19 protein-coding genes are annotated in these 22561 nt (G+C 41.8%); 8 read left to right on the forward strand and 11 right to left on the reverse strand.

Annotated features, from left to right (window positions below):
- Positions 1-584: 584 nt before the first annotated feature.
- Positions 585-752 (reverse strand): hypothetical protein, encoded by a 168-nt coding sequence (locus tag D1367_RS31140; protein ID WP_181984926.1) that lies wholly within the window; start codon positions 750-752, stop codon positions 585-587.
- Between the two features lie 525 nt (positions 753-1277).
- Between D1367_RS31140 and D1367_RS22430 the strand changes: the two genes are divergently transcribed.
- Together D1367_RS22430 and D1367_RS22435 are read left to right on the forward strand one after the other, a co-directional pair.
- Complete coding sequence (locus tag D1367_RS22430; protein WP_118168318.1) at positions 1278-2831, forward strand: ammonium transporter; 1554 nt, start codon at positions 1278-1280, stop codon at positions 2829-2831.
- A gap of 354 nt (positions 2832-3185) precedes the next feature.
- The gene (locus D1367_RS22435; protein WP_118168319.1) at positions 3186-3641 is read left to right on the forward strand and encodes a DUF2141 domain-containing protein; all 456 of its coding nucleotides are present in this window, start codon (positions 3186-3188) and stop codon (positions 3639-3641) included.
- Between the two features lie 2 nt (positions 3642-3643).
- Here D1367_RS22435 and D1367_RS22440 read toward each other — a convergent pair whose 3' ends face one another.
- From D1367_RS22440 to D1367_RS22450, 3 genes are all read right to left on the reverse strand, one after another.
- Complete coding sequence (locus D1367_RS22440; protein ID WP_118168320.1) at positions 3644-4783, reverse strand: peptidoglycan-binding protein; 1140 nt, start codon at positions 4781-4783, stop codon at positions 3644-3646.
- 270 nt (positions 4784-5053) lie between these two features.
- A complete protein-coding gene (locus D1367_RS22445) occupies positions 5054-6121 on the reverse strand; it encodes a DMT family transporter (RefSeq protein ID WP_118168321.1) in 1068 nt (355 codons plus the stop codon).
- Between the two features lie 1356 nt (positions 6122-7477).
- Positions 7478-9127 (reverse strand): Ppx/GppA phosphatase family protein, encoded by a 1650-nt coding sequence (locus tag D1367_RS22450; protein WP_118168322.1) that lies wholly within the window; start codon positions 9125-9127, stop codon positions 7478-7480.
- Between the two features lie 433 nt (positions 9128-9560).
- Here D1367_RS22450 and D1367_RS22455 point away from each other — a divergent pair, with 433 nt between their 5' ends.
- The gene (locus D1367_RS22455; protein ID WP_118168323.1) at positions 9561-10442 is read left to right on the forward strand and encodes a 4-hydroxybenzoate solanesyltransferase; all 882 of its coding nucleotides are present in this window, start codon (positions 9561-9563) and stop codon (positions 10440-10442) included.
- 23 nt (positions 10443-10465) lie between these two features.
- Complete coding sequence (locus tag D1367_RS22460) at positions 10466-11233, forward strand: DsbA family protein (protein WP_118168324.1); 768 nt, start codon at positions 10466-10468, stop codon at positions 11231-11233.
- 366 nt (positions 11234-11599) lie between these two features.
- Here the strand turns inward: D1367_RS22460 and D1367_RS22465 are convergent, their stop codons facing one another.
- The 3 genes from D1367_RS22465 to D1367_RS22475 all read right to left on the reverse strand — a co-directional run bounded on the left by D1367_RS22465 (position 11600) and on the right by D1367_RS22475 (position 13142).
- The gene (locus tag D1367_RS22465; protein WP_118168325.1) at positions 11600-12049 is read right to left on the reverse strand and encodes an acyl-CoA thioesterase; all 450 of its coding nucleotides are present in this window, start codon (positions 12047-12049) and stop codon (positions 11600-11602) included.
- Positions 12050-12160: 111 nt separating this feature from the next.
- Positions 12161-12550 (reverse strand): tautomerase family protein, encoded by a 390-nt coding sequence (locus D1367_RS22470; protein WP_118168326.1) that lies wholly within the window; start codon positions 12548-12550, stop codon positions 12161-12163.
- Positions 12551-12554: 4 nt separating this feature from the next.
- The gene (locus D1367_RS22475; RefSeq protein WP_118168327.1) at positions 12555-13142 is read right to left on the reverse strand and encodes a TetR/AcrR family transcriptional regulator; all 588 of its coding nucleotides are present in this window, start codon (positions 13140-13142) and stop codon (positions 12555-12557) included.
- 583 nt (positions 13143-13725) lie between these two features.
- On the opposite strand from D1367_RS22475, the gene D1367_RS22480 reads away from it, so the two are divergent.
- Positions 13726-14523, forward strand: a complete 798-nt coding sequence (locus D1367_RS22480; RefSeq protein ID WP_118168328.1) for a sulfite exporter TauE/SafE family protein — start codon at positions 13726-13728, stop codon at positions 14521-14523.
- 232 nt (positions 14524-14755) lie between these two features.
- Here D1367_RS22480 and D1367_RS22485 read toward each other — a convergent pair whose 3' ends face one another.
- On the reverse strand, positions 14756-15418 hold the full coding sequence (locus D1367_RS22485) for a cadmium resistance transporter (protein ID WP_118168329.1): 663 nt from the start codon (positions 15416-15418) through the stop codon (positions 14756-14758).
- Between the two features lie 483 nt (positions 15419-15901).
- Positions 15902-16060 carry a hypothetical protein gene (locus D1367_RS31875; protein ID WP_220450973.1) on the reverse strand — a complete coding sequence of 53 codons (159 nt, stop codon included), beginning with the start codon at positions 16058-16060 and terminating at the stop codon, positions 15902-15904.
- Between the two features lie 628 nt (positions 16061-16688).
- Here D1367_RS31875 and D1367_RS22490 point away from each other — a divergent pair.
- Together D1367_RS22490 and D1367_RS22495 are read left to right on the forward strand one after the other, a co-directional pair.
- Positions 16689-18749, forward strand: a complete 2061-nt coding sequence (locus D1367_RS22490; protein WP_118168330.1) for a beta strand repeat-containing protein — start codon at positions 16689-16691, stop codon at positions 18747-18749.
- A gap of 157 nt (positions 18750-18906) precedes the next feature.
- Positions 18907-19617: a cadmium resistance transporter gene (locus D1367_RS22495; RefSeq protein WP_118168331.1), complete on the forward strand. Its 711-nt coding sequence runs from the start codon at positions 18907-18909 to the stop codon at positions 19615-19617.
- Between the two features lie 330 nt (positions 19618-19947).
- On the opposite strand, the gene cysK is transcribed toward D1367_RS22495, so the two are convergent.
- Together cysK and D1367_RS22505 are read right to left on the reverse strand one after the other, a co-directional pair.
- On the reverse strand, positions 19948-20910 hold the full coding sequence (gene cysK / locus D1367_RS22500; protein ID WP_118168332.1) for a cysteine synthase A: 963 nt from the start codon (positions 20908-20910) through the stop codon (positions 19948-19950).
- Between the two features lie 18 nt (positions 20911-20928).
- Positions 20929-21396 carry an RrF2 family transcriptional regulator gene (locus tag D1367_RS22505; protein ID WP_228674772.1) on the reverse strand — a complete coding sequence of 156 codons (468 nt, stop codon included), beginning with the start codon at positions 21394-21396 and terminating at the stop codon, positions 20929-20931.
- 228 nt (positions 21397-21624) lie between these two features.
- On the opposite strand from D1367_RS22505, the gene cysE reads away from it, so the two are divergent.
- A complete protein-coding gene (gene cysE, locus D1367_RS22510; protein WP_118168334.1) occupies positions 21625-22350 on the forward strand; it encodes a serine O-acetyltransferase in 726 nt (241 codons plus the stop codon).
- Positions 22351-22561 lie beyond the last annotated feature (211 nt).

Raw genomic sequence — 22561 nt, forward strand, 5'->3', positions numbered from 1 at the left:
TTGAATCTGATTTATAGGGAATATTGCCAAGTCTCCCATATTACAGGTACTGTAAACCCTCTTTTTTTAAGGAAATTAGGTTTGTTAGCCTTGTTTCCTCCTACGGTTCTATTTAATTCAGACTATAAGCTTGTATGGGAGTTTCGATAGATGTTTCCGTCACTGATTGGTGCTTAATGAGCAAGGCTATGTCTAACGACAAGCCAAAAGGTGGAGAGTCTTTGCTCAACTAGCGTACCCAATCCGATCGCGATCGCCTATGAGTTTACCCTATGTTGTATGAATAGCCCGATAAATTCGCTATCTCAGCATAATTACTGTAAATTTATTAATTTTTATACGGTAATTATTACTTTAGAGATGAATTAACGCATCTCTAAAGTAACAAACAATTAACTTTTTATATTAAAAATTAATAATATCCAAATTATCCTATCCTAATACCGGAAAATACTTAACTACAAAGGATATAGTTGCTTAATCTATTGCATCAGGAGATATATTTCATCACAAAAGCCAAAAAAATGTGTTTAACGATACAGTTTTTTATTTTAAGTAAATAGAAAATCGATCAAATTTATCCGTTAAGGCATAAATTTACCAAAAGTGAAACAAAAAGTAGTCTCAGGCTGGTTAGCGAAATTGAGCGATCGCAACTTTGCCGGTAATTCTGTTGTCCACAGCGTTGGTAGCTGCCTATTTGCTTGGCCTCCATCCTGGTCGTCCTGCTTGGGGAACACTACCACCAGCACACAATATTATATATAGGACTTATGCAAAATATCTCTCAAACTCTCATTTCTCCGTGCCCGGTTATTGAGCGTTCGCGTAGTGTCTCCAAGAGTTGTCGAAAGACTGCGCCTCTGCGGTACCCTTCTCCTGCAAAAACGCTGCGCGAATGGGAAGCCACTTCTCTACAAGACACTTCACGAACGTGTCTACGTTATTCCGTAACTCGTGCGTAAGTCCTAATATAGACAAGAGCAAGACAATTTAAGGCAATTTTTCTGCCATTTTTTTTAAAGATTAAGTGAAGAAGAGTTAACTATTTAATAAATTAAATCATAAATTTCTTACGAAGAACTACAAAAAATATTTACAGATGTGCCAATAGTTTCTTAAACTCCTACTAAGGTTATTTTAGTTTCTGGTCTTTAAACAATTGGTATACAGCAAAAATATCAAAAACCACTGGATCTAACTTCGCACGCTAGTTTTTCTGGTTAACCTGCTTTTTCCCTTTTTTAAGGATGGTTTGGAGGATGACACTCAAATTAATGTACAAACAAAAATCGAAAACAAAAAATAGGCATCCGTCAACAAGAAGTTACGCTACAAACTCACAATCAAACTCAAAAGTCAAGGTAGCAATTAAGCGACTCTCTCCCACTTGGCAAGCTTGTTTACCTTTAGCTTGTCTGATTGTGTTGGGTTGGGGTTATGTCGCAGTTGCCCAAACGACCGCCGCAGGGCCAACGACAGCAGAACTCAAAGTTGCTCTTGATACACTGTGGGTTGCGATCGCAGCCTTTTTAGTGTTCTTCATGAACGCTGGTTTTTGTATGTTAGAAACCGGCTTCTGTCGTCAGAAAAACGCTGTCAACGTTCTTTCCAAAAACTTGATTGTATTTGCTTTATCCAGCATTGCCTTTTGGGTACTCGGTTTTGGCTTAATGTTCGGTGATGGCAACGACTTCATTGGATTGAATGGGTTTTTGTTAGGAGGAGCAGATAACAGTCCCGCCACAGGAGAAGCCTATAAAGGCGTTTTCGGTGCTATTAGTTGGGCTGGTGTACCTTTAGCTGCCAAGTTTTTATTCCAGTTAGTGTTTGCTGGAACAGCAGCAACAATCGTTTCTGGTGCAGTAGCCGAACGGATTAAGTTTGTTGATTTCCTAATTTTCAGCCTCTTACTTGTAGGTATTCTCTACCCCATTACCGGACACTGGATTTGGGGAACTGGTTGGCTAGCAGACAGAGGCTTTTGGGATTTTGCCGGTTCTACGGTGGTTCACTCCGTAGGTGGCTGGGCAGCTTTGATGGGAGCAGCATTTCTTGGGCCCCGCCTTGGTAGATATCAAGATAGGCAAGTTGTGGCTATGCCAGGTCACAACATGAGTATTGCCACTTTGGGCTGTCTGATCTTGTGGTTGGGCTGGTTTGGTTTCAACCCAGGTTCTGTGATGGCTGCCGATCCTAGTGCGATCAGTCACATTGCTGTCACCACTAACATGGCTGGTGCTGCCGGTGGAATTGCCGCCACCATTACAGCTTGGTTCTACTTAGGTAAACCAGACCTGTCAATGATTATCAATGGTATTTTGGCTGGCTTGGTTGGGATTACAGCATCTTGTGCTTACGTAGGTATTCCTGCTTCTTTAGTCATTGGCTTGATTGCTGGAGTACTGGTAGTTTTCTCCGTAACATTCTTTGACAAACTTGGCATTGATGACCCAGTGGGGGCTACATCAGTTCACCTAGTTTGCGGCATCTGGGGAACTCTAGCAGTAGGTCTGTGGGCAGTTGGCCCTGGTGTTTATTCCTGGTATGGTGATGCACTTGGCCCAGCAAAAGGTTTATTTGCAGGTGGTGGCTTTGGACAGTTCGGTGTTCAGTTGCTGGGCGTTGTCTCAGTAGGCGGCTTCACTGTCTTACTCAGTAGCATCTTTTGGCTGGCCCTGAAAGCTACTCTAGGTATCAGAGTATCCAAAGAAGAGGAACTAGAAGGTTTGGATATCGGTGAACACGGTATGGAAGCCTACAGTGGATTTCTCAAAGAAGGTGATGCAACTGGATTTTCTGGAGAAGAAAGCTCAATTGGGAGATATTAAGGTAAATACAGCAGATTGCAACTTGGTTAGGTATAGATAATCGTAGGGGCACAACATGTTGTGCCCCTACCCGTGTAATTCATTTACTTGAAATACGGTGTATTTTTTTGCTTGAAACCTTTGTAAATCAGCGCCTTTTAGGGAATGAAACAGTCCTGCTTGTGAAATGTCTTTAATTTTGAATTGTTAACCCATTGTCTCTTCGTTAACGCCAACTTACTTAGAAAAGTATAAAATTAAATATACCAATATACTTGCGAGTATTGACTGAATAATGTCACCATGAATCTGCCCGGTCGGAATCAAAGTTAAAACATAATTTCAGCAAAATTTATTTTACCTTGTGAAAATTTTATGGTTAGAGGATTGAGAATTAGTATACTTCTATTGGCAGTTCTGGGAAATCTGGCGTGGTCATTTAGTGCCAAGGCAAATTTTAACGGCAAACTCACCGTAGAAATTGATGGCTTAAAGAATAAACAAGGACAAGTTTGTGTGAGTATATTTGCTAGCAGTGAAGGATTTCCTAGCGATCGCGATCGCGGCTTAAAAAAGCAGTGTACCAAGATTAGTGGCACTCCCTTACCTATTACCTTTGATAACTTGAAAGCGGGTAGTTACGCCGTTGCTGTCTTCCACGATCAAAATAACGACGGTACCCTCAATAGCAATGTTTTAGGTATACCAAGCGAAGGTTTTGGATTTTCCAGGAACCCAGAAATTCGCACAAGAGCGGCCAAATTTAGCGAAGCAGCATTTTTGGTCGCAGGCCCGGACACTAATATCCAAATCCAATTGAAATATTTTTAGGTTTATTCTCGTGAATCGTTGTGTGAATCTTCTGGTAGACTTTGTTCTTCCGGCAAACCACGCATTCGATTCATCTGAGTTAAAGCATATCGTGCTGTTGCTTGCACCTCGGCATCTGGGTCATCTAACGCATGGCGCAACATCTGACTCATTTGACCCATCATGTCATAAACGCGCGTCAGGTCACGGATCGCATTTTGCCGCACTTGTGGACTTTCATCTTGCAGTGAAATTGCTAAAGCACGATTCATTGGTTTGAGTGTGCGGGTACCAATTTCTGCCAAAGCTGCCAAAATTAAGCCGCTTTCTTGAGAATCGGCATCAATCATCAGGTCAACCAGATGCTGAATTGCCCGCGAATCTCCCTGTTGACCCAAATCCCAAATAGCCTTGCGCCGCTTCGTTGGGTCAGAACTGCGTAAGTCTTGGATTAATTCGTCAACAATATTGAGTTTAGCAAGTCGGGAAGTTTTTTCTGGTAGCAGCAATTGTGTGGCGATTGGTGGTGTAACTGTTTGTCGATTAGTTACAGTTTCTGGTGAGGGTGATGTCATGGGGTTTTGGTTAGCTGCACTCAAACTTTTAGTCTCTGATATTTCCGATTGCACTTGTTTGCCCTGACGAAACCACCTCAACAGGTAAACAAGTGCGCCAATACTTCCTAGAATTCCAATAGCCAATATTAACCACCAGATAAAACCTCTCTCGGTTGGCTTGGGTGTTGTAGTTGGTTGGGAAGTCGCAGCAGCAGAGGCAATAATTGGAGAGGTGGCAATCTGATTTTTGGCTACAATTGCTGCTTGCAGTCTCCCCCTAGTCGCCAAGCCAGCAAGACCATCTACTTTTAAACCCTTTGCTTTCTGGAATTTAATTACAGCCATTTCCGTACTGTCGTCGTACTCTCCATCTACCACGCCAGTGTAGTATCCCAACTGCTTTAATTGGGTTTGTAATCTCTGCACATCTGATTTTCGACTACCATATCTCAAAACAGTCGGACTAGCAGTAACTGTCGAACTAGCTTGTGCAAGTTCTAAAGTTTCAGGTGCTAGGTTAGGTGTTGCTATGCTTGCACGATTTGGGTAAAAACCCACGCAAGTAAAACAGGTAAATATTAAAATTGAGGAACGGCATAGCCTCATATTGGAAGTTTCAGCCTGAAGGTGCTTTTGAAGTATTCGATACAACAATACCTTCAAGATTACCAAATTACCAAATGTTAACTGTCATTTTTTTATTGGGCACTTGTACTGAGCGCAGTCGAAGTATTGGGCATTAGTTATTCTCCCTCATCTCCCTACTGAATTACGAATTACGAATTACGAACTTGTGCCGAGCGACTTGTACTGAGCATCTCGACTTCGCTCGATGGAGCCGTAGTCGAAGTAAGTCGAGGCATTACGAATTACCAGTTAGGGTAAAATTTCTCGTTCAGATTCTCTCACTCCGAAAGTTATGGGATTTAATTTTTTAGCAGATGCTTCTAAGACTGGTTGCTGTATATTAGCTATTTCGCCGACAGTAACTGTGTCGTTTCGCGCTGCTAAAGTATCGCGTTGGTTAATGAGATAAATGCTGATTAAAGTTAGGAAAACACCGACCCACTGCAACGGACTGAGGACTTCTGAGAGGAAGAGATTGCCGAATAGTAGGGCAAAGACGGGTGTGAGGAAGGTGAGGGAACTAAGACTGGTGAGACTGCCACTAGAGGCAAAGTAGAAGAATAACCCGTAGGCGATCGCACTGCCAAATACGGTAGCATAACCCAAAGCCACTAAATCAGATCCTCCTAAATTCTCCCACTGCTGGGATTCGACAACTGATGAAACTCCCCATAGTGGCAATCCACCCAAAATCATGTGCCATCCCGTCGCGGTTACTGGGTCAGCATGTCGGCACACAAACCGAATCAACACTGTTCCCACTGCCATTGATAGCGCTGCTAACAGCATCAACCACTCACCACTCGCAAACAAATCTTGCCAATTGCCAATTGTAATATTTGCGCCTGAGTCGAGAAAATGTAAAATCAACTCATCAGGTAAGCCAATTAAACTAATGCCTGTGACACCCAAGCCTAGCCCTAGCCATCCCCAAAAACCAATGTGTTCTTGAAATAGCCACAACGATAGTAAGGCAACAGCCAAGGGTTGCGAGTCAATCATCACAGACCCTAACCCCGCACTGGTTCTAACTAATCCCTCTGCCAAAAAGCCTTGAAACAGCGTCCCATCTACGAGGGCAAATAAGGTAATCCACAGCCATGCAGCCCAACCTTTCGGCTGGGGTTTACCCATGAATGCTGCTGCAATCAGAATTAACATCCCTGCTGGTATCAGACGCACACCTGCCATGAATAGCGGTGTGGTATGGGGTATTACTCCTTTCATGGCTACCATTGCCGTCCCCCATAGGAAAAAGGGCGCAATTAAGAGGAGAGGGGCGAAGGGAAGTTTAGATGCACTGAGTTTCAGTTGCATGGGTTTGCAGATACCTTTGTTTTACAAGCGCAAAAATTGCTTTACCCAATTTTACCGAATTATGTAGTTTTGAAACGGGTTTCTAGTGGCAAAGTAGGGCAAGCTGTAGCTTTACCGGCTATGGGATGGGGTCAAATTACTAGTTAGAGGAAATTTTGTGAATTGGAAAGCTGTTGCGGGTTCTGCGATCGGAACAAGTCATCAAAAACCCCAAGACTCAGAATCAGGACTTACGCACAGGTAACGGAAAATCGAACCACAGAGGACACAGAGAACACGGAGGAATAAGAGATTAGCTAGATCAGCAGAAGCCCCACACTCACTTTTAGGAGTGTGGGATGAATGCGTGGGAGTGGTGAGATATAGTAATTAATATATTTTTGCGTAGCCTAAACAGTTAATTACTATGTCAAACCATGACCCATATTGATTATATTCTCTAATTTTAATACCACGATTAATGGTATTATAAACAAGTACGAACAAAGCCGAAAATGCTGGTCGTACACTGAACCTTCTCCCAAAGGGAGACGCTAACGCGAAGACAATCTAGAATATGGGGTTCCATTTAAGAATGGACACTTTTGTGTCGTCTCCGTGAATGGGTAAAATTCTAGCGGTTAAGGCAAGAACATACTTTTTGGTATTTGTTCAAAGTCTGCGGAGGGGCATCTCGTGGACTCAAAACAAAGCTCAGTTAATGTCCGACGGGATACCGGGAGTCGCTGAGAAGCCCACACCTACAGCAAGTTGTAGGTGTGGGAGTATGTCACAGAGACAAATTAAGATATAGCCCAATATTGTAAACGCAAATTAGGAACTTTCTCAAAATTTTTGCGTTTGCAGGATACTAAAATACCATTTATTGATAGCGTAATTGCTGCAATGCATAAATCTTGAGTACCAATGCAGATTCTTTGAGGAATCAAGTCTTCGTAATAATTAATAGCATACTCCCCAAAGGTGATGAATTATCACAATAATGCAACACAGGCTCTATGCATAAGCCTGGTATTCTCCAATGCATAAAACTGAGCAATTTAACGTATTTAATTAAATTTTTTTATTTTTTATTTATATAAGGATATCTAAGTTTTCCCAGCTTAGATATCCAATAGCAACATAACCTAGAGTACTATAGACTATTAACTATACATTTCATTGTATTTCTAATTTTGATTTTTAAACTATTTCTTTAGGTAGTTTTTACATTCATCCTTAAGTATGATGAAACCTATATAAATTAACTGAAATTTTGAAAGCAAATGCGTCAAAGACAAATGATTTGTAGTGGCGCATATATGTGCGTTTATAAATTTAGCAGGTGCGTTACACTACGTTAACGCACCCTACTTTCTAAGACAATTTAGCAACGCTAGACTTTTCTAAATTCGCTACTAATTTCACTCCAAATTCTTCCTCAAATACTCCTTTTTTATAATCTAAGCTCCAAAGTTCTAAAGCACAATCATCATCAGGTTGAGATGGAAAAATCAGCAAGTTTACCTGCTGAAATTGTGGATAATACTCACATTGGACTTGCGCGATCGCACCAATTTGTCGTCTATCTAATGCCACTGCCAATCTTAAAATTGCGCTCAATTGACTGACCATTTGTCGCTGGTGTTTAGTCAGCAACATCTGGGAATTTTCATGTTTTTTCTTAGGCGGCGATTTGCGATGATAACGCGCTAAATTGGCTATGATTTCAATCTCGGTTTCTGTATAACCAAGTAATTCACCATTGCGAATTAGATAGTAAGAGTGCTTGTGATGAGACGAATGGCTAACATAATGACCGCAATTGTGTAATATTGCAGCCGCCCACAATAGTTGTCGCTCGTCAAATCCCCAGTGGTGTAACGTACCTTGAGTTTGGTCAAATAAACTCAAGGCATTTTTTGCCACGCGATCGCTATATTCTAAATTGACGTGGTATTTATTAGCGATTTTTAAAACATTACGTTCCCGAACTGAACTTTGGTAGCGCAGCTTATCTTCAATTAAACCGTGGGCTAACATCCAGTCTACGATTACGCCTTCCCGCAAAGAACGCTCACAGACTGTGACCGATTCCCTACCTAAAAGCGTCATTGCTTCCTGTAATATTACTGCACCAGCGAGTATAACTTCAGCCCGCTTCTCTGGCATACCTGGAATCGCAGCCCTTTCTGAGTAACTCAGTTTCCGCAAGCGATTTACCAACTCTTGCAAGTCTTTAAGACTTAACTGGTAGCCATTGAGAGTTGAAGGAATAACACCCGACTTTTCTCGTGCATCAATCATCGCCAGGGTTTCAATTGTGCCAGATGTACCTACCAAACGCGGAGATTCCCCAAACTCTAAGTTTGCTAGTATCTCATCCACAGAACGTTCTAACATCCCGCGTGCATAAGCTTGCAGGTGTTGAAACTCGGTGTTGCTGATGGGATCGGTGGTGATTAACTCGCTAGTGAGTCGCACTGCACCAACTTTGGTACTGGTGAGAGTCCGTGCTTGGTGACTATCGCCCAAAATTAACTCTGTGGAACCACCGCCAATATCAATAATGGTATGGGGCTGGTTGTTAAATTCCATCCCCGACAGCACACCAAGGTAGATTCGTCGCGCTTCTTCTTGACCTGAAATCAAGTCAACGCTTAAACCCAACTCGGTTTTTACTCTATGCAAAAAATCTTTACCATTGGGGGCTTCTCGCACAGCGCTAGTTGCCACAGCAATGATTGTTTCAGCATTGATAGTTTTGGCAACTTCTTGGAAGCGTCCTAAAGCCGCGATCGCCTTTTCAATTATCTCTGGTTTGAGTTCCCCAGTCAAAAGATTGCGATCGCCTAGTCTTACAGTTTCTTTTTCTCTAGCGATAATGCTGAAAGCTGGTAGTGTGGGATCAATCTTAACTACTACCATGTGTAGAGAATTTGTTCCCAGGTCAATGGCAGCAATAATCCGATGTTGCTTAGGTGGTTGAGTTGGAACACTCTCCCAGCTAGAAACTAAATTCAGCATCTAGTTTTCTCTCTTTATAAGAAATGATGGCAAACGGTGATATGTCGGGGTAGCTGACACTGATATTTGTTGCAACACACTTGCTCAGATTGAGTGCTGAGTAAATTAAAAAGTACTCAGCATTTGCAACTCAGTTTGATCGAGGGTAACTGAGCTAAGTATATTCGCCCTACTGCTTCTAACCGCACTGACTATTTAAAGATATTTTAAAGTTGCCACTTGAGGTTATGCTTTTACAAATAACAAATAACGTTATTCTATTAATGTAAAGATGTGTGAATTAGGGAATAGGCTTGCCGTGACTTATACTGAGCGCAGTCGAAGTAGCGTAGCCGAACGGGAATAGCAACTAGAGAAAACTTTAAATATACAATGCCCTCTCCCCACTCCCCATCCCCTACTCCCCACTCCCCACTCCCCACTCCCCACTCCTATGTTAAGGACGCCAGAACTCCCCCAGCAACCAGTTTGGCTTGTAATTGTCCGGCTTTTGCGCTGGCATAAACCAGAAGGGCGGTTAATTTTAATGATTCCTGCCCTTTGGGCTGTTTTTTTAGCAGCTTCTGGGAAACCGCCTTTACCTCTGGTTGGTGTGATTATATTAGGTACTCTAGCCACGAGTGCAGCCGGATGTGTTGTCAATGATTTGTGGGATCGGGATATTGATCCAGAAGTAGAGAGAACACGCGATCGCCCCCTTGCATCTCGCGCCTTGTCTGTGAAAGTTGGAATTGTAGTTGCGATCGTCTCGCTAGTATGTGCAGCTATCCTGGCATTTTATCTTAACCCCCTGAGTTTCTGGTTATGCGTGGCAGCAGTGCCCGTAATTTTGCTTTATCCAGGTGCAAAGCGGGTGTTTCCTGTGCCGCAACTGGTGCTTTCTATCGCTTGGGGTTTCGCCGTGTTGATTAGCTGGAGTGCAGTCACACAAAGCATCTCCCAACCAACTTGGTTACTTTGGGGCGCGACTGTATTGTGGACATTGGGATTTGATACAGTTTACGCCATGAGCGACAAGGAAGACGATCGCCGCATTGGGATTAATTCTAGCGCTCTATTTTTTGGGAATTATGCCCCTGTAGCTATTGGAATTTTCTTTGCTGGCACAATCTTGTTATTGGCTTGGTTAGGTGTACTCATACATCTGCACTTAGCCTTCTGGATTAGCCTTGCAGTTGCTACTATTGGATGGGTTTGGCAGTCTTGGCGATTAAGAGGGCGAAACTTACCTAATCCTGTTTATGGTGAGATGTTCCGGCAAAACGTGTGGATTGGTTTTATTTTACTTGCTGGGATGATTGCTGGCTCATTTTAAAAAAATATTTTATGAGTTTTTGTATGCGTACATTCTTTGATTGGTTTATTCCCTTATTTCAGTATCTACGTACTTGCACAGCAATAGGTCTGCTACTTTTGGTTGTTACCTGGTCATTTCCTGCACAAGCTGCTAGCCGCATTGATCCGCAATTAGAACAGCAAGTGTTACAAATTATCCGCGAACATCCAGAGGCAATTATCGAATCTGTTCAAACTTATCAACAGCAACAACAACAGAAAGTCAAACAAACACAGGAAGCATTTTTGCAGGATTTAAAGACGAATCCTCAAAAAGTGATTGGTGAGTCTCCCAGCACAGGTTCAATTAAATCAAAAACTGTGCTAATAGAATTTTCCGATTTTCAATGTCCCTACTGTGCTGAGGCGCATAAAAAATTGAAAGAATTGTTAGCAAAGTATCCTGATAAACTAAGATTAGTTTACAAGAATTTACCCCTGAGTTCAATTCATGCTGAAGCATTGCCAGCTGCAACAGCAGCTTGGGCGGCATATCAGCAGGGCAAATTTTGGGAATATCATGATGCGCTATTTACTAATCAAAAGCAACTAGGTAAGGCGTTATATTTAGATATTGCTAAAAATCTGAAGCTAGATTTGGGTAAATTTAAACGCGACCTTAATCTTGCTACTCCCGCAATTACAAAAGATATTCAACTAGCTGAAAAATTGGCTGTTTCTGGCACACCTTTTTTTGTAATTAATAGTCCAACTTTTTCAGGAGTGGTGCAGCTAGCAGATATCGAAAGTATATTGACTAGTCCTAAGTAAATTAGTGTGTTTGAAAATAGCCATCTCACTGTTTCAGTAGCTAGGCGTAAATAAATTCAAGTTTGTAGTAAGGACTTTAGTCCTGATAAACCTTGCTATGAGCGATGAATCGCTCACTACGAACTAGGATTTTATTGTATCAACTTAAAAATGCTTGCTCTAGTTCCCTCCTTTTTAAGGAGGGTTAGGGAGGATCAAGTCTTAACTCAAGCCTATTACTTTATAAATCAATACGCTTGGCTTTGTGGAAAATTGTAGGTTGGGTTAAGCAAAGCGCAACCCAACAAAGTCCCGAAATGTTGGGTTTTGTTCCTCAACCCAACCTACACATTTCAAGGTTTTTGGCGCTAACACAAGCCTATTAATTTATAAATAGTCTTTCAAATTCCCTTTTTGATCTTCTAAATATTTCTTCTGTAATCCCTCTGGAATGGGAATAGGACGACTATTTTCTAAACTGACAAAAGCGCCCTTCTGGGTAGCCACTGCTGCTAACTCATTGTTAGATACAATTTCAGCTTGTACAGTCCACTTCAAGCGTCCTAAATTACTCAGCCATAAACGTCCAATTACTTGATCAATAATCTTTATCGGACGTTTATATTCAATTTCAGTTCCAGCTAAAACAGGCGCATATCCTTGCTCAATTTGTTGATTTAGTTGCCAGTGTTCATCTAAAAACTTTAAACGTAAATCCTCTAGCCATCTAATATACACAATATTGCTCACGATTCCCATAAAATCAATGTCGTATGTTTTTACAGGAATTTTTAATACTACTTCTAATGGTCTGTGCAAACTGTTATTTACTAGCATTATTTCCCTTGATATTTTAAAACCGAGCGGTCTGTAAAATTCTAAAAAATTTTACTCTTTTCAAGTATGAGTAATTATTAATTGCCTAATAACCCATTACCTATAACAATTTCAAACTTCTACTTTGTAGTTTAAGGTTAACTCGTCGCCAGGTAAACCTCTAATACCCCAGCTAGATTTGGGCGTTTCAAAAATTGTGATTTCAATATCGTATATAGGAATATTTAATTTTTCATTGATATTTTTAATTAGCAAGCGAATCAACTCTTTTTTTGTTTCCACTGTTCGTCCCTCAAACATACTAATTTCCATAACCAGATAATTGTTTGTTCTATCAGATGGATAGTAAAAATCTGATTTATCCAGTGGGAAAAATCGGTGAAATCTTTTTTCAGGGGTAATCTGTAAAACCTCTATGAGGGAGGTATGGATTACATCTGATAGCTCTGCTTTAATAGGATTTAATTTGTCAGCTAAAGAATATACCTTGATTTGTACCATACATTTAAAGGTGAGTTTCCAAATATTGATTCAGGTGATTAATTACCCTATGGATATGAATTGAATCTCCATAAAGCTTGCTCATCATTACTGCTCCTTCCACTGTTGCAATTATGATGGTAGCGATTTCATCAGCATTCACTTCAGGGCGAATTTCACCCTTGGCAATTCCCGTTTCAATAATTCGACGAATCAGATGCAGCCAAGAATTCATCGCCTGTTGAGCGCGTTCTCGTAACGCCGGATGAGCATCATCACTTTCCACAGCAGTATTCAGCAGTGGACACCCTCCCTTGATAGGTGGATTTTCTGCAAAGCTACTAAATACGCCAATGATTGCTTGCAGGCGTTCTACTGCGTGGCGTTTGCTTCGTAATGCAAATCTAGTATGCTGATGGATGCGAGCGATCGCAAAGTCAAAAGCCTGTAGCGCCAGATCATCTTTGCTTTGGAAGTGATTGTAAATTCCTCCTTTCTGCAATCCCGTAACACGCATGATGTCTGACATCGATGAGCCTGCATACCCCTGTTGGTTAAACAGTTCGGCTGCTTGGTGGAGAATTCTGGTTTTTGTTTCTTCGCCTTTAGACATTACAGCGATTTTTAGATGAATGGACTATGGGGAGTAGGGAGTAAAGTAATTTATTGAATTGAAAATTGCTGTAAATAAAATATTACCGACCGAATGGTTTTTTTAAAATAGCGCGAGAAATGCTTTAAAGTCAAGTATTTTTCAGCGCTGAGTTCTTAACTAGGCATTGGGCATTATTATTCTCCCCCTACCTCCCCTGCTCCCCCTGCTCCCCATTCCCCATTCCCTATGCTGAAATAGTTAAAATCTGCTCGAATAACTGAGAATTAACATCTTTATCCAGATAATTTAGCGAGATACAACGCAAATACGCTGGACGTTTGCTCATATTTACAAGTAAAATACGGTAAGTGCATCGCCTTACCGGTTTTTACATGTAAAACCACAGACAAACCAGTTAGAAGTTGAGTTTAGCAGAGCAACTGACTCATAAGCAGTTATCACAGTCTGTTTCAGCTTGGTGTATCTGGTTTTCTCTGTCCATCTGTCGCAATCATTTTTCAAATTGGTTTCACTTAATAGAAGTGGGAGACTCAACAGGACTTTGATAACTAATAACTGATTGTTGAAACCCCCAAAAAGTATGGAATATTTATTACTACCGTTCTTAAGCTTTTTTGTTGGCATTATCGTTGGTTTGACGGGAATTGGCGGAGCCTCTCTCATCACCCCAATGTTAATTTTTGTCTTTCAGGTTCCGCCTTCTATCGCTGTGAGTTCTGATGTTGTGGCTGCCACATTGATGAAGATTGTTGGTAGCGTCAAGCATTGGGAACAGAAAACCCTTGACACAGAAGTTGTCAAATGGCTGGCATTCGGGAGTGTTCCAGGCTCACTGTTCGGCGTGGGGATTTTGCACTTCATTAAACGTACAGGTGAGTATAACCTGGATAACATCTTGCTCCGTTTGCTTGGTGTGATGATTTTGCTAGTCACAGTATTAGCACTGGTGCAATTGTTGCTATTAACTTTTTTCCCCAAATTTAATTTACCCGAACTGCCAAAATTAGACTTAGAAACTAACTTTGGTCGCTTTGTGACAATCACTTTAGGAGCAATTTTAGGCTGTTTGGTTGGTCTAACTAGCGTCTCTTCAGGTTCAATGTTTGCCCTGGTACTGATTGGGTTTTTCCGGCTTGATGCACGCAAGTTAGTGGGTACAGATATTTCACACGCAGCAATTTTACTGCTGTTTACAGCCCTCGGTCATCTCAGCCTGGGAACAGTTGATTGGAGTTTGGTAATACCTATATGGCTAGGCTCTGTTCCAGGGGTGTTAGTAGGCGCTAAAATCTGCCAGGTAGCTCCGCAACGCCCACTAAGGTTTATCATTTATACTATTTTGATGATGGTAAGTTGGAAATTAGTTCATCAGGTTTGACAAGACTCGCTAATAGAGTTTGGTTGTAAGTAGGCAGGCATAATTAAACATAAAATAAAATCCTAGTTCGTAGTGAGCGATTCATCGCTCAAAACAAGGATTATCAGGACTAAAGTCCTTACTACAAACTTTAATTTATTTACGCCGAGCTACTTAAAAGTTTTTCTCCTTAATTTCAGATTGGGGTTTTCATCGTTCAATCTCAAATCCAGCATTCAAAATCCAACGTTGATTAACTTCTCACCCAAGGTAGTAGAGTGAATGTACCTCGCTCATACATAATGAACAGACCCAAGCCAATTAACACAAAAGGTACGACAGCTTGACCGTAGCGACTTAAAATATCAGCAATGGTAGGTTGACGGCTTAAAAAATAAGCGATCGCACACCAAACCCCTACCATGACAAAAAATATACTTAGAATTACTCCCAAGCTGGCAAGATCATGACCAGCAAACAAGGGGATATATATACTAATATTGTCACCACCATTAGCGATCGTTACTGCCGCTACTTTATAGGTTTGGGGGTGCAAAACACTCAAAATAAAAGACAATACGGGATTAGTAGGTGTGGACTGGCTAAAATCCCTGTTGACTGTCTGAACTGTTGTAGTTTCTTCTTCTCTGTATACTAAGTGGTGAATACCAATTGCTATTGGTAGCAGTCCTAGCAATCCTATCCATTCTCGCTGTACGACTAAGCCACCAAAAAATCCTGGTAAGCTAGCGATGATAATGGCTGCAAAACCCACATATTGACCAAGTATGATATGCCGTCGCCGAAAATTACCATCTACTTGTGAAAAAAATATTAACAATATAATGATGTCATCTATGTTAGTGGCGATGAAGGCAATTATCCCTTCACTGAAGGCTGTTCCTAGCTTACTCATCCTGGATTTTTATAACCTACGATTTACCACCATACCAATTAAATAATTCGTAATTCGTAATTCGTAATTCGTAATTAAGTTTTGTGACGGGGATTTAGACCCCGACCCAAAACTTGCAACAAACAGATTGTTGGGGTATTAAACCCTATCCTTCATTCCGTGAAATCCTTAAATCAGTTAAATCAGTGATAAACCTTTCTGACTTTTCACGTCATATCGAAAAGCTCACGCAAAACCTAACCTCTTAACCTCATTCCCAACGCGAGAAGGGGAAAAATTCAAAGTCTCTCTCCTTTTAGACTACAGTGTACACACAAGTATTTGATAGTTGCTCTACAGACTTTTGATCTCACTAACCTCCCAATAAATTGGGGGCATAAATCTCTCAAAGTCCCCAATTTATCGGGGTATTTAGCAGAATATACAACGATTTTGGTTCTGCATTTCAGATGTGTGTACACTGTAGCCTTTTATAAGAAAGATTTAGAGAGCGAAAAGTTTGAGTGGAGGTTTCCTTTGCTCAAAGCTTTTCAATAGAGAGGTTTTCCAAGGGAACTCCAAAAAATAAATTATTCCACATTCAAGTCGTTGACTGTTGACTGTTGACTGTTGACTGTTGACTGAAAACTCGTGAACCGTCAACGGTCAACAGTGAACAATAGCAATGGAATATTTTTTTACTTGGAAGTCCCCAAATACTGTGAAAAGTCAAATTAATCTTCTGGTACAACTATAAAGAGTCAAGCGCAAGAGTTTTACCTTTACAAGCATGAGATTCAAGAAAGAGCGTTTTAGAATTCTTGCATAGATGCCCCAAATAATAATTAATCAAGCGAGTGTGAAGTAAAACTGCATAGATATAAAGGCTTTATAAAGATTTTGTATTATTTTGTAGTGGTCTACATATTATCACTTAGTATTACATAGAAAGCAGTTATGAGCTTGCTCAAATAATTCGTAACTCGTAATTGAAAAAGAATTCAGAATCAATATCAATCTCTTACAAAGTTCTCTTACCTTCTTCTGACAAAGACGCTGTTGTTAGCTTGCTTAAGAGTAGCGACACGCAATAGCAAAGCTAGAGGCTCTCTACGAGACGCAGACTCTAAGAGGCTACGTTCTGGAAGAAACCTCTGCTCAAACGCAAGCGCTATTTCAAAGCAAGCGACTTCAGTCGTAGGGTAATAATTACGAATTACGAATTATTTTGACTGATTCGCAAAATTAGAGATTCTAAGTTAGATGTCTTTTCATAGAGAGGATTTTGTCAATGCCTAGACTTACAATTCCACCTAATTTCATTGGTACTTCCGGTATCGATACTTTAGTAGCACAAGAGTCAAATACATCTGTGGCGATTGGTATTGATATTTTAAATTCAGGTGTGATTAGTACACTTTCAGGAAACGACAGTATTACTGGTACTGCTACTGGTACTAGTCAGTTTGGGAAAGCTGCTGGTACTGGCATCGGCATCAACAACAGTGGTACTCTCAATGCAGGCGATGGAAGTGACACGATCGCTGGCACCGGTACTGGCGGCTTTAGCTACAAATTGAAATTGATAACCACTGGTATCAATGGCACTGGCATCAACAACACTGGTAGTCTCAATGCAGGGAGCGGAGGTGACACTATCACTGGCACTGGTATTGGTGGCAGTCCCAACGGCAGCATTACTAATAGAAACAGCGCAAATGGAATTGGCATTAGCAACAGTGGTAGTCTGAATGCAGGGAGCGGAAATGACACTATCACTGGCATTGGTACTGGCGGCAGCAATTTCAGTACTAGCGGAGGCAATGCTGCTAAATACCGTAAAGACGGTACTGGAATCGGCATCAGCAACAGTGGCAGTTTTGATGCAGGGGACGGAAATGATACCATCAGTGGTACTGGTACTGCTGGTGCTGGTAGCAAAGGTTCCGCCGATGACATTATTGGCGAAAGCGGTACTGGAACCGGCATCAGCAACAGTGGTAGTTTTGATGCAGGGAAAGGAGATGACACTATCACTGGCAAAGGTACTGGTGGCATTGGCGCCGGTGGCAGAGGCTCTCAGGGACGCGATGAAGCTAAAGGTAGTGACGGCAGTACTGGAATCGGCATCAGCAACAGTGATACTCTCAATGCAGGGAACGGAAATGACACTATCACTGGCAACGGTACTGGTGGTACTGGTGGCAATGGTTCCATCTATGGTCCCATTCTTGCCAGTATTGGTTATCGTTCTCCTACGGGCGAAAACGGCGACGGCGGTGCTGGAATCGGCATCAGCAACAGTGGCAGTTTTGATGCAGGGGACGGAAATGACACTATCATTAGCACTGGTACTGGTGGTACTGGTGGCACTGGTGGTGCTGGAATCGGCATCCGCAACAGTAGCAATTTTGATGCAGGGAACGGAAATGATACCATCAGTGGTACTGGTACTGGTGGTGCTGGTAGCAAAGGTTTGGCAGAGGGCACTACCAGTGATTACAGTATTAGAGAGAAAAGCGGCTACGGCGGTGCTGGAATCGGCATTAGTAACAGTGATAAACTAAATACTGGCAAAGGAGAAGATACGCTCATCGGTACTGGTACTGTCGGTAGCAACGGCGAATATACAATTATCCCTATTACATCGCCATTCCCGATCGTCATTAAAAATGACACCATCCCCACCGCACAGAGCATCAGCCCTAGTAGCATTAGCAGCCAGAACAAAAACATCGAAGACCCCACCATCATCACAAGGTCGAGCAAAAGCAGCATCGGCACTACTACCATCGGCATCCAGAACATTAAAAAAGCTATTATCACTACTGGTGAGAACAAGGACACGATTAAGGGTTCTGCAAAAAGCTTGCAAGCAAACACCCTAGCCTATGGCATCTTCAATGACGGCATCATTGATACTGGTAATGACCATGACATCCTCACCGGACAAGCAACAACCACAATTGGTGGTATTGCCTATGGGATTTATGGGCAAGGAATCATCAAGACTGGCAATGGGAATGACAGAGTTTCCGCTACCAGTAAGATCGATAAAGTTCAACAGAAAGTCACTATCGGTGGCGGTATCCGCTTTGAACTAGGGGCTGGAAATGACTATTTCAAAGGGTTCGGGTCTGCAATTGTTGACGGTGGCAAAGGTTTTGACACCCTTGATGTAAGAGCTTTCAAGCGTTCTGAAGTTAGTGTATCTGGTGTTATTTCTGGCAATAGTCTAAACCCAGCCAACATTACCTTCAACAACAATGGCAACCTCATTACCCTTTCGACAACTGGCTTTGAGAATTTTATCTTTGCAGATAGCTCTTTCTCTTACACCAGTTTGACCTAAAACAAGAATTTACTTACACATCTGGTAAAAAAGAATGTAGAGACGCAGCAGTGCTACGTTTCTACAAGGTTCTGAATAACACATATTTAATTTCTAGAAATGTCTCAGGTGAGATGCTTCCTGCAAGATAAAAGCATGTCTATGTTTCTCTTAAAATATGAACGAGTTACTTACTGCAATTACTACTGGGGCGATCGCGTTCATTGCCACTAATATTGATGATATTGTCATTCTATTGTTGCTTTTTTCTCAAATAAATGCTAACTTTCGCCGCAGGCATATAGTTGCCGGTCAGTTTCTAGGTTTTACAGTTTTGTTAATCCTTAGCCTTTCTGGTTTATTTGGTGGGTTAGTTTTATCAAAAAGCTGGATTGGATTACTTGGTTTACTACCAATTGCCATAGGTATCAGCAGTTTAGTCAATAAGCAAGAAGATGAATTAAAGGAAGTTGTAGCTACAACTGAAGAAACTGAAGCATCAACAATTACTAGTTTATTATCTCCTCAAACTTACAGCGTAGCAGCTGTTACAGTTGCAAATGGTAGTGATAATATTAGTGTCTATGTGCCGTTATTTGCTAGCAGCGACTTAGAGAGTTTTGTGATAATTATCGGATTATTTTTTCTATTGTTAGGAATTTGGTGCTATGCGGCATACAAATTAATTAAATACAGAGTAATAGCTGATGTATTGACTCGTTATGGTAATAATATTGTACCTTTTGTTCTTATAGGATTAGGTGTTTTTATTGTATTAAAAAGTGGAGCTTTGAGCTTAATAAAGCTAGCTGCTAGTTGTGTATGTTTGATTATTTTGGTGAAAAATAATGAAAGTACCGATGAAATTGGCGAAAATTCTAGTAGGTAATCAAGCAAATTTTAGATTTATATAGGAATCCGATTTGATTCCTGAAAAAATCTATAGGACTATGATTTGATTTCTGAAAAAATCTAAGTAGTATGTAGGGTGTGTTATGGCGTAGCCTAACGCACCTAAACCTTTGGGCGGTGCGTTAGCCTTTGGCGTAACGCACCCTACGTATATTTCAATAATCAAATATGAGTCCTATAAGTATATGTAGGGTGTGTTAGGCGTAAGCAGTAACGCACCGCCTAACAGATAATAGGTGGGTTACGCGATCGCACGAACACACCCTACGAAATAATTTATTTTTTAGAAGTCTATAAAATCTAAAAATTAAACTTTACTCAACCACTCATTCTCTTCTGGATCTTTAAACAGTGAAGTACTGAGATAGCGTTCGCCGAAGCTGGGCTGGATCATGACGATTAGGCGACCTGCATTTTCTGGTCGTTGTGCTACAAGAATTGCAGCATACAATGCAGCGCCAGTAGAAATCCCTGATAGTAATCCTTCTTCTTTTGCAAGACGACGGCTGTAAGCGATCGCCTCCTCATCCGCTACCTGAATCACTTCATCCACCAGTTCTGAACGGTAAATTGCTGGGACAAATCCCGCACCAATACCCTGAATTTTGTGAGGCCCGGATTTACCACCTGCTAATACTGGGCTGTTGCTTGGTTCAACTGCGATCGCTTGAAAACTCGGCTTCCGTTTTTTAATAACTTCTGCAACTCCGGTAATCGTCCCACCAGTACCCACTCCCGCCACGAGAATATCTACCTCTCCATCGGTATCATTCCAAATTTCTTCGGCTGTGGTTTCGGCGTGAACTTTCGGGTTAGCAGGGTTGCGGAACTGCTGCAACATATAAGCATTGGGCGTTTTAGCTACAATCTCCTCTGCATGAGCGATCGCTCCTCGCATCCCTTCTACCCCCGGCGTTAACTCTAGTTGAGCGCCATAAGCTTTGAGCATCGATCGTCTTTCGTGGCTCATTGTGTCAGGCATCGTTAGAATAAGATGGTAACCCTTGGCGGCCGCTACCATCGCCAGCGCAATTCCTGTATTTCCAGAAGTCGGCTCTACTAAAACGGTTTTTCCAGGGTGAATTAAGCCTGCTTCTTCCGCCACCTGCACCATACTCGCACCAATCCTGTCTTTGACAGAAGATGCTGGGTTCATGCTTTCTAGCTTCACCACAATCTGAGCAACCGCTCCTGAAGCTTGGGGAATCTTATTTAATTGAACTAGAGGAGTTCGGCCGATTAACTCTGTGATATCTTTCGCTATCCGCATGTAAGTACTCCCTCGTGTCTAAATATAATACATTGGACTTTGCTGTGCGCGAGTTTCTCTTTCCTGGCACAAGTCTTGGAGTGTATAACGACCCAAAACTTCAATTGAGGCAGCGTTAGCTTGCTCCCAAACTTCATAAACCAGAGTCTTTTCCAGAGTCGGAGAGTCAGAGGTATCTTTCTCTTTCCGCTCGCCTTCTACCAAAGTGACAATTTCAAGTATTGTAATCTGCCAAGGTTCACGAGCTAAAACGAAACCTCCTTTAGAGCCGCGTTGACTCTGCACCACACCAGCACGCCGGAGGTTGGTCAAAATTTGTTCCAGATAGCGTTCAGGTATGGGTTGCTTGGCAGTGATCTCGCTCATGGTTAGAGGAAGCTTTTTCCCGTGGTGGCTTGCCAGTTCTAATAGTGCTAGCAGCGCGTATTCCACTTTGGAAGACAGATCCAAGAGAGCGTAGTTTTGGCTATTCAAGGCTGTACTCAATATACTACGGTGAATTGGGGGACTTATCGCAGTTTATGCGAAATTAATTTTTTTCAACTGTGGAATGTGATAGCATCCCACTTATTACCCACAAAAACACTCTATCCTATCGACTTACCGTAGATTATTATCTTACACAATTCTCACAAATGACTTGATCTTTTTGTGGGAATTATCCTGAGTTTCTGTTTTCAGAGCCTCACCTACCAACGAAAACCTTAACAGAGTATGCTACTAACTGATTTGCGAACCATTTTTGAGCGTGACCCAGCAGCCCGTAACTGGCTAGAAGTATTGTTCTGTTACCCTGGACTTCAGGCTCTAGTGTTTCATCGATTAGCACACTGGCTGTATAAAATTGGAATTCCCTTTATACCAAGATTCATCTCTCATATTAGTAGGTTTTTAACTGGAATTGAAATTCATCCTGGGGCATTAATTGGCCAGGGAGTGTTTATAGATCACGGGATGGGAGTTGTAATTGGCGAGACAGCGATCGTGGGCGATCACGCGCTGATTTATCAAGGTGTCACCCTTGGCGGAACTGGGAAAGAAAGCGGCAAACGCCATCCAACTTTAGGCTCTCATGTAGTTGTGGGAGCAGGTGCAAAAGTATTAGGAAATATTCAAATAGGCGATCGCGTCCGTATTGGAGCCGGTTCTGTGGTGCTACGAGATGTCCCCAGTAACACTACTGTAGTGGGGATTCCAGGGCGCGTGACTCGTCAGAACAACTCGTCTACCAATGTTTTGGATCATGATAAAGTCCGCGACGTAGAAGCTGAAGTCATCCGCGCTTTATTTGAACGCGTCAAGGCACTAGAGAAACAGTTCGAGCAATTGCAACAATCAAGTTTCTCCCCAACAGAGTTTGACAACGAACCAACCGACAACCCTAAGAGCAAAAATTCTGATGGGATAATTGAAGATTTTCTTGATGGTGCAGGAATTTAGGGAATGGGGAATGGGGAATGGGGAATTGGTTATTTTATTCCTCCTCATCCCCCTCATCCCTCTCATCCCCCGGTTGGTGAGCGAAGTCGAACCACATCCCCCTCATCTCCCTCATCCCCCCACTCCCCACTCCCCACTCCCCTCTTTAAAATATTCACACTCTCTCATAACCTGATATAAATATAATACTACGGTTAATTTATCGGAGAAT

This window comes from Nostoc sphaeroides (assembly GCF_003443655.1).
Classification (GTDB): Bacteria; Cyanobacteriota; Cyanobacteriia; order Cyanobacteriales; family Nostocaceae; genus Nostoc; species Nostoc sphaeroides.

Bases quoted from the DNA above. Each gene is read 5' to 3' on its own strand.
- D1367_RS22430 (WP_118168318.1), top strand. From the start codon at position 1,278: ATGTACAAACAAAAATCGAAAACAAAAAATAGGCATCCGTCAACAAGA.
- D1367_RS22435 (WP_118168319.1), top strand. From the start codon at position 3,186: ATGGTTAGAGGATTGAGAATTAGTATACTTCTATTGGCAGTTCTGGGA.
- D1367_RS22440 (WP_118168320.1), bottom strand. From the start codon at position 4,783: ATGAGGCTATGCCGTTCCTCAATTTTAATATTTACCTGTTTTACTTGC.
- D1367_RS22445 (WP_118168321.1), bottom strand. From the start codon at position 6,121: ATGCAACTGAAACTCAGTGCATCTAAACTTCCCTTCGCCCCTCTCCTC.
- D1367_RS22450 (WP_118168322.1), bottom strand. From the start codon at position 9,127: ATGCTGAATTTAGTTTCTAGCTGGGAGAGTGTTCCAACTCAACCACCT.
- D1367_RS22455 (WP_118168323.1), top strand. From the start codon at position 9,561: ATGTTAAGGACGCCAGAACTCCCCCAGCAACCAGTTTGGCTTGTAATT.
- D1367_RS22460 (WP_118168324.1), top strand. From the start codon at position 10,466: ATGCGTACATTCTTTGATTGGTTTATTCCCTTATTTCAGTATCTACGT.
- D1367_RS22465 (WP_118168325.1), bottom strand. From the start codon at position 12,049: ATGCTAGTAAATAACAGTTTGCACAGACCATTAGAAGTAGTATTAAAA.
- D1367_RS22470 (WP_118168326.1), bottom strand. From the start codon at position 12,550: ATGGTACAAATCAAGGTATATTCTTTAGCTGACAAATTAAATCCTATT.
- D1367_RS22475 (WP_118168327.1), bottom strand. From the start codon at position 13,142: ATGTCTAAAGGCGAAGAAACAAAAACCAGAATTCTCCACCAAGCAGCC.
- D1367_RS22480 (WP_118168328.1), top strand. From the start codon at position 13,726: ATGGAATATTTATTACTACCGTTCTTAAGCTTTTTTGTTGGCATTATC.
- D1367_RS22485 (WP_118168329.1), bottom strand. From the start codon at position 15,418: ATGAGTAAGCTAGGAACAGCCTTCAGTGAAGGGATAATTGCCTTCATC.
- D1367_RS22490 (WP_118168330.1), top strand. From the start codon at position 16,689: ATGCCTAGACTTACAATTCCACCTAATTTCATTGGTACTTCCGGTATC.
- D1367_RS22495 (WP_118168331.1), top strand. From the start codon at position 18,907: ATGAACGAGTTACTTACTGCAATTACTACTGGGGCGATCGCGTTCATT.
- cysK (WP_118168332.1), bottom strand. From the start codon at position 20,910: ATGCGGATAGCGAAAGATATCACAGAGTTAATCGGCCGAACTCCTCTA.
- cysE (WP_118168334.1), top strand. From the start codon at position 21,625: ATGCTACTAACTGATTTGCGAACCATTTTTGAGCGTGACCCAGCAGCC.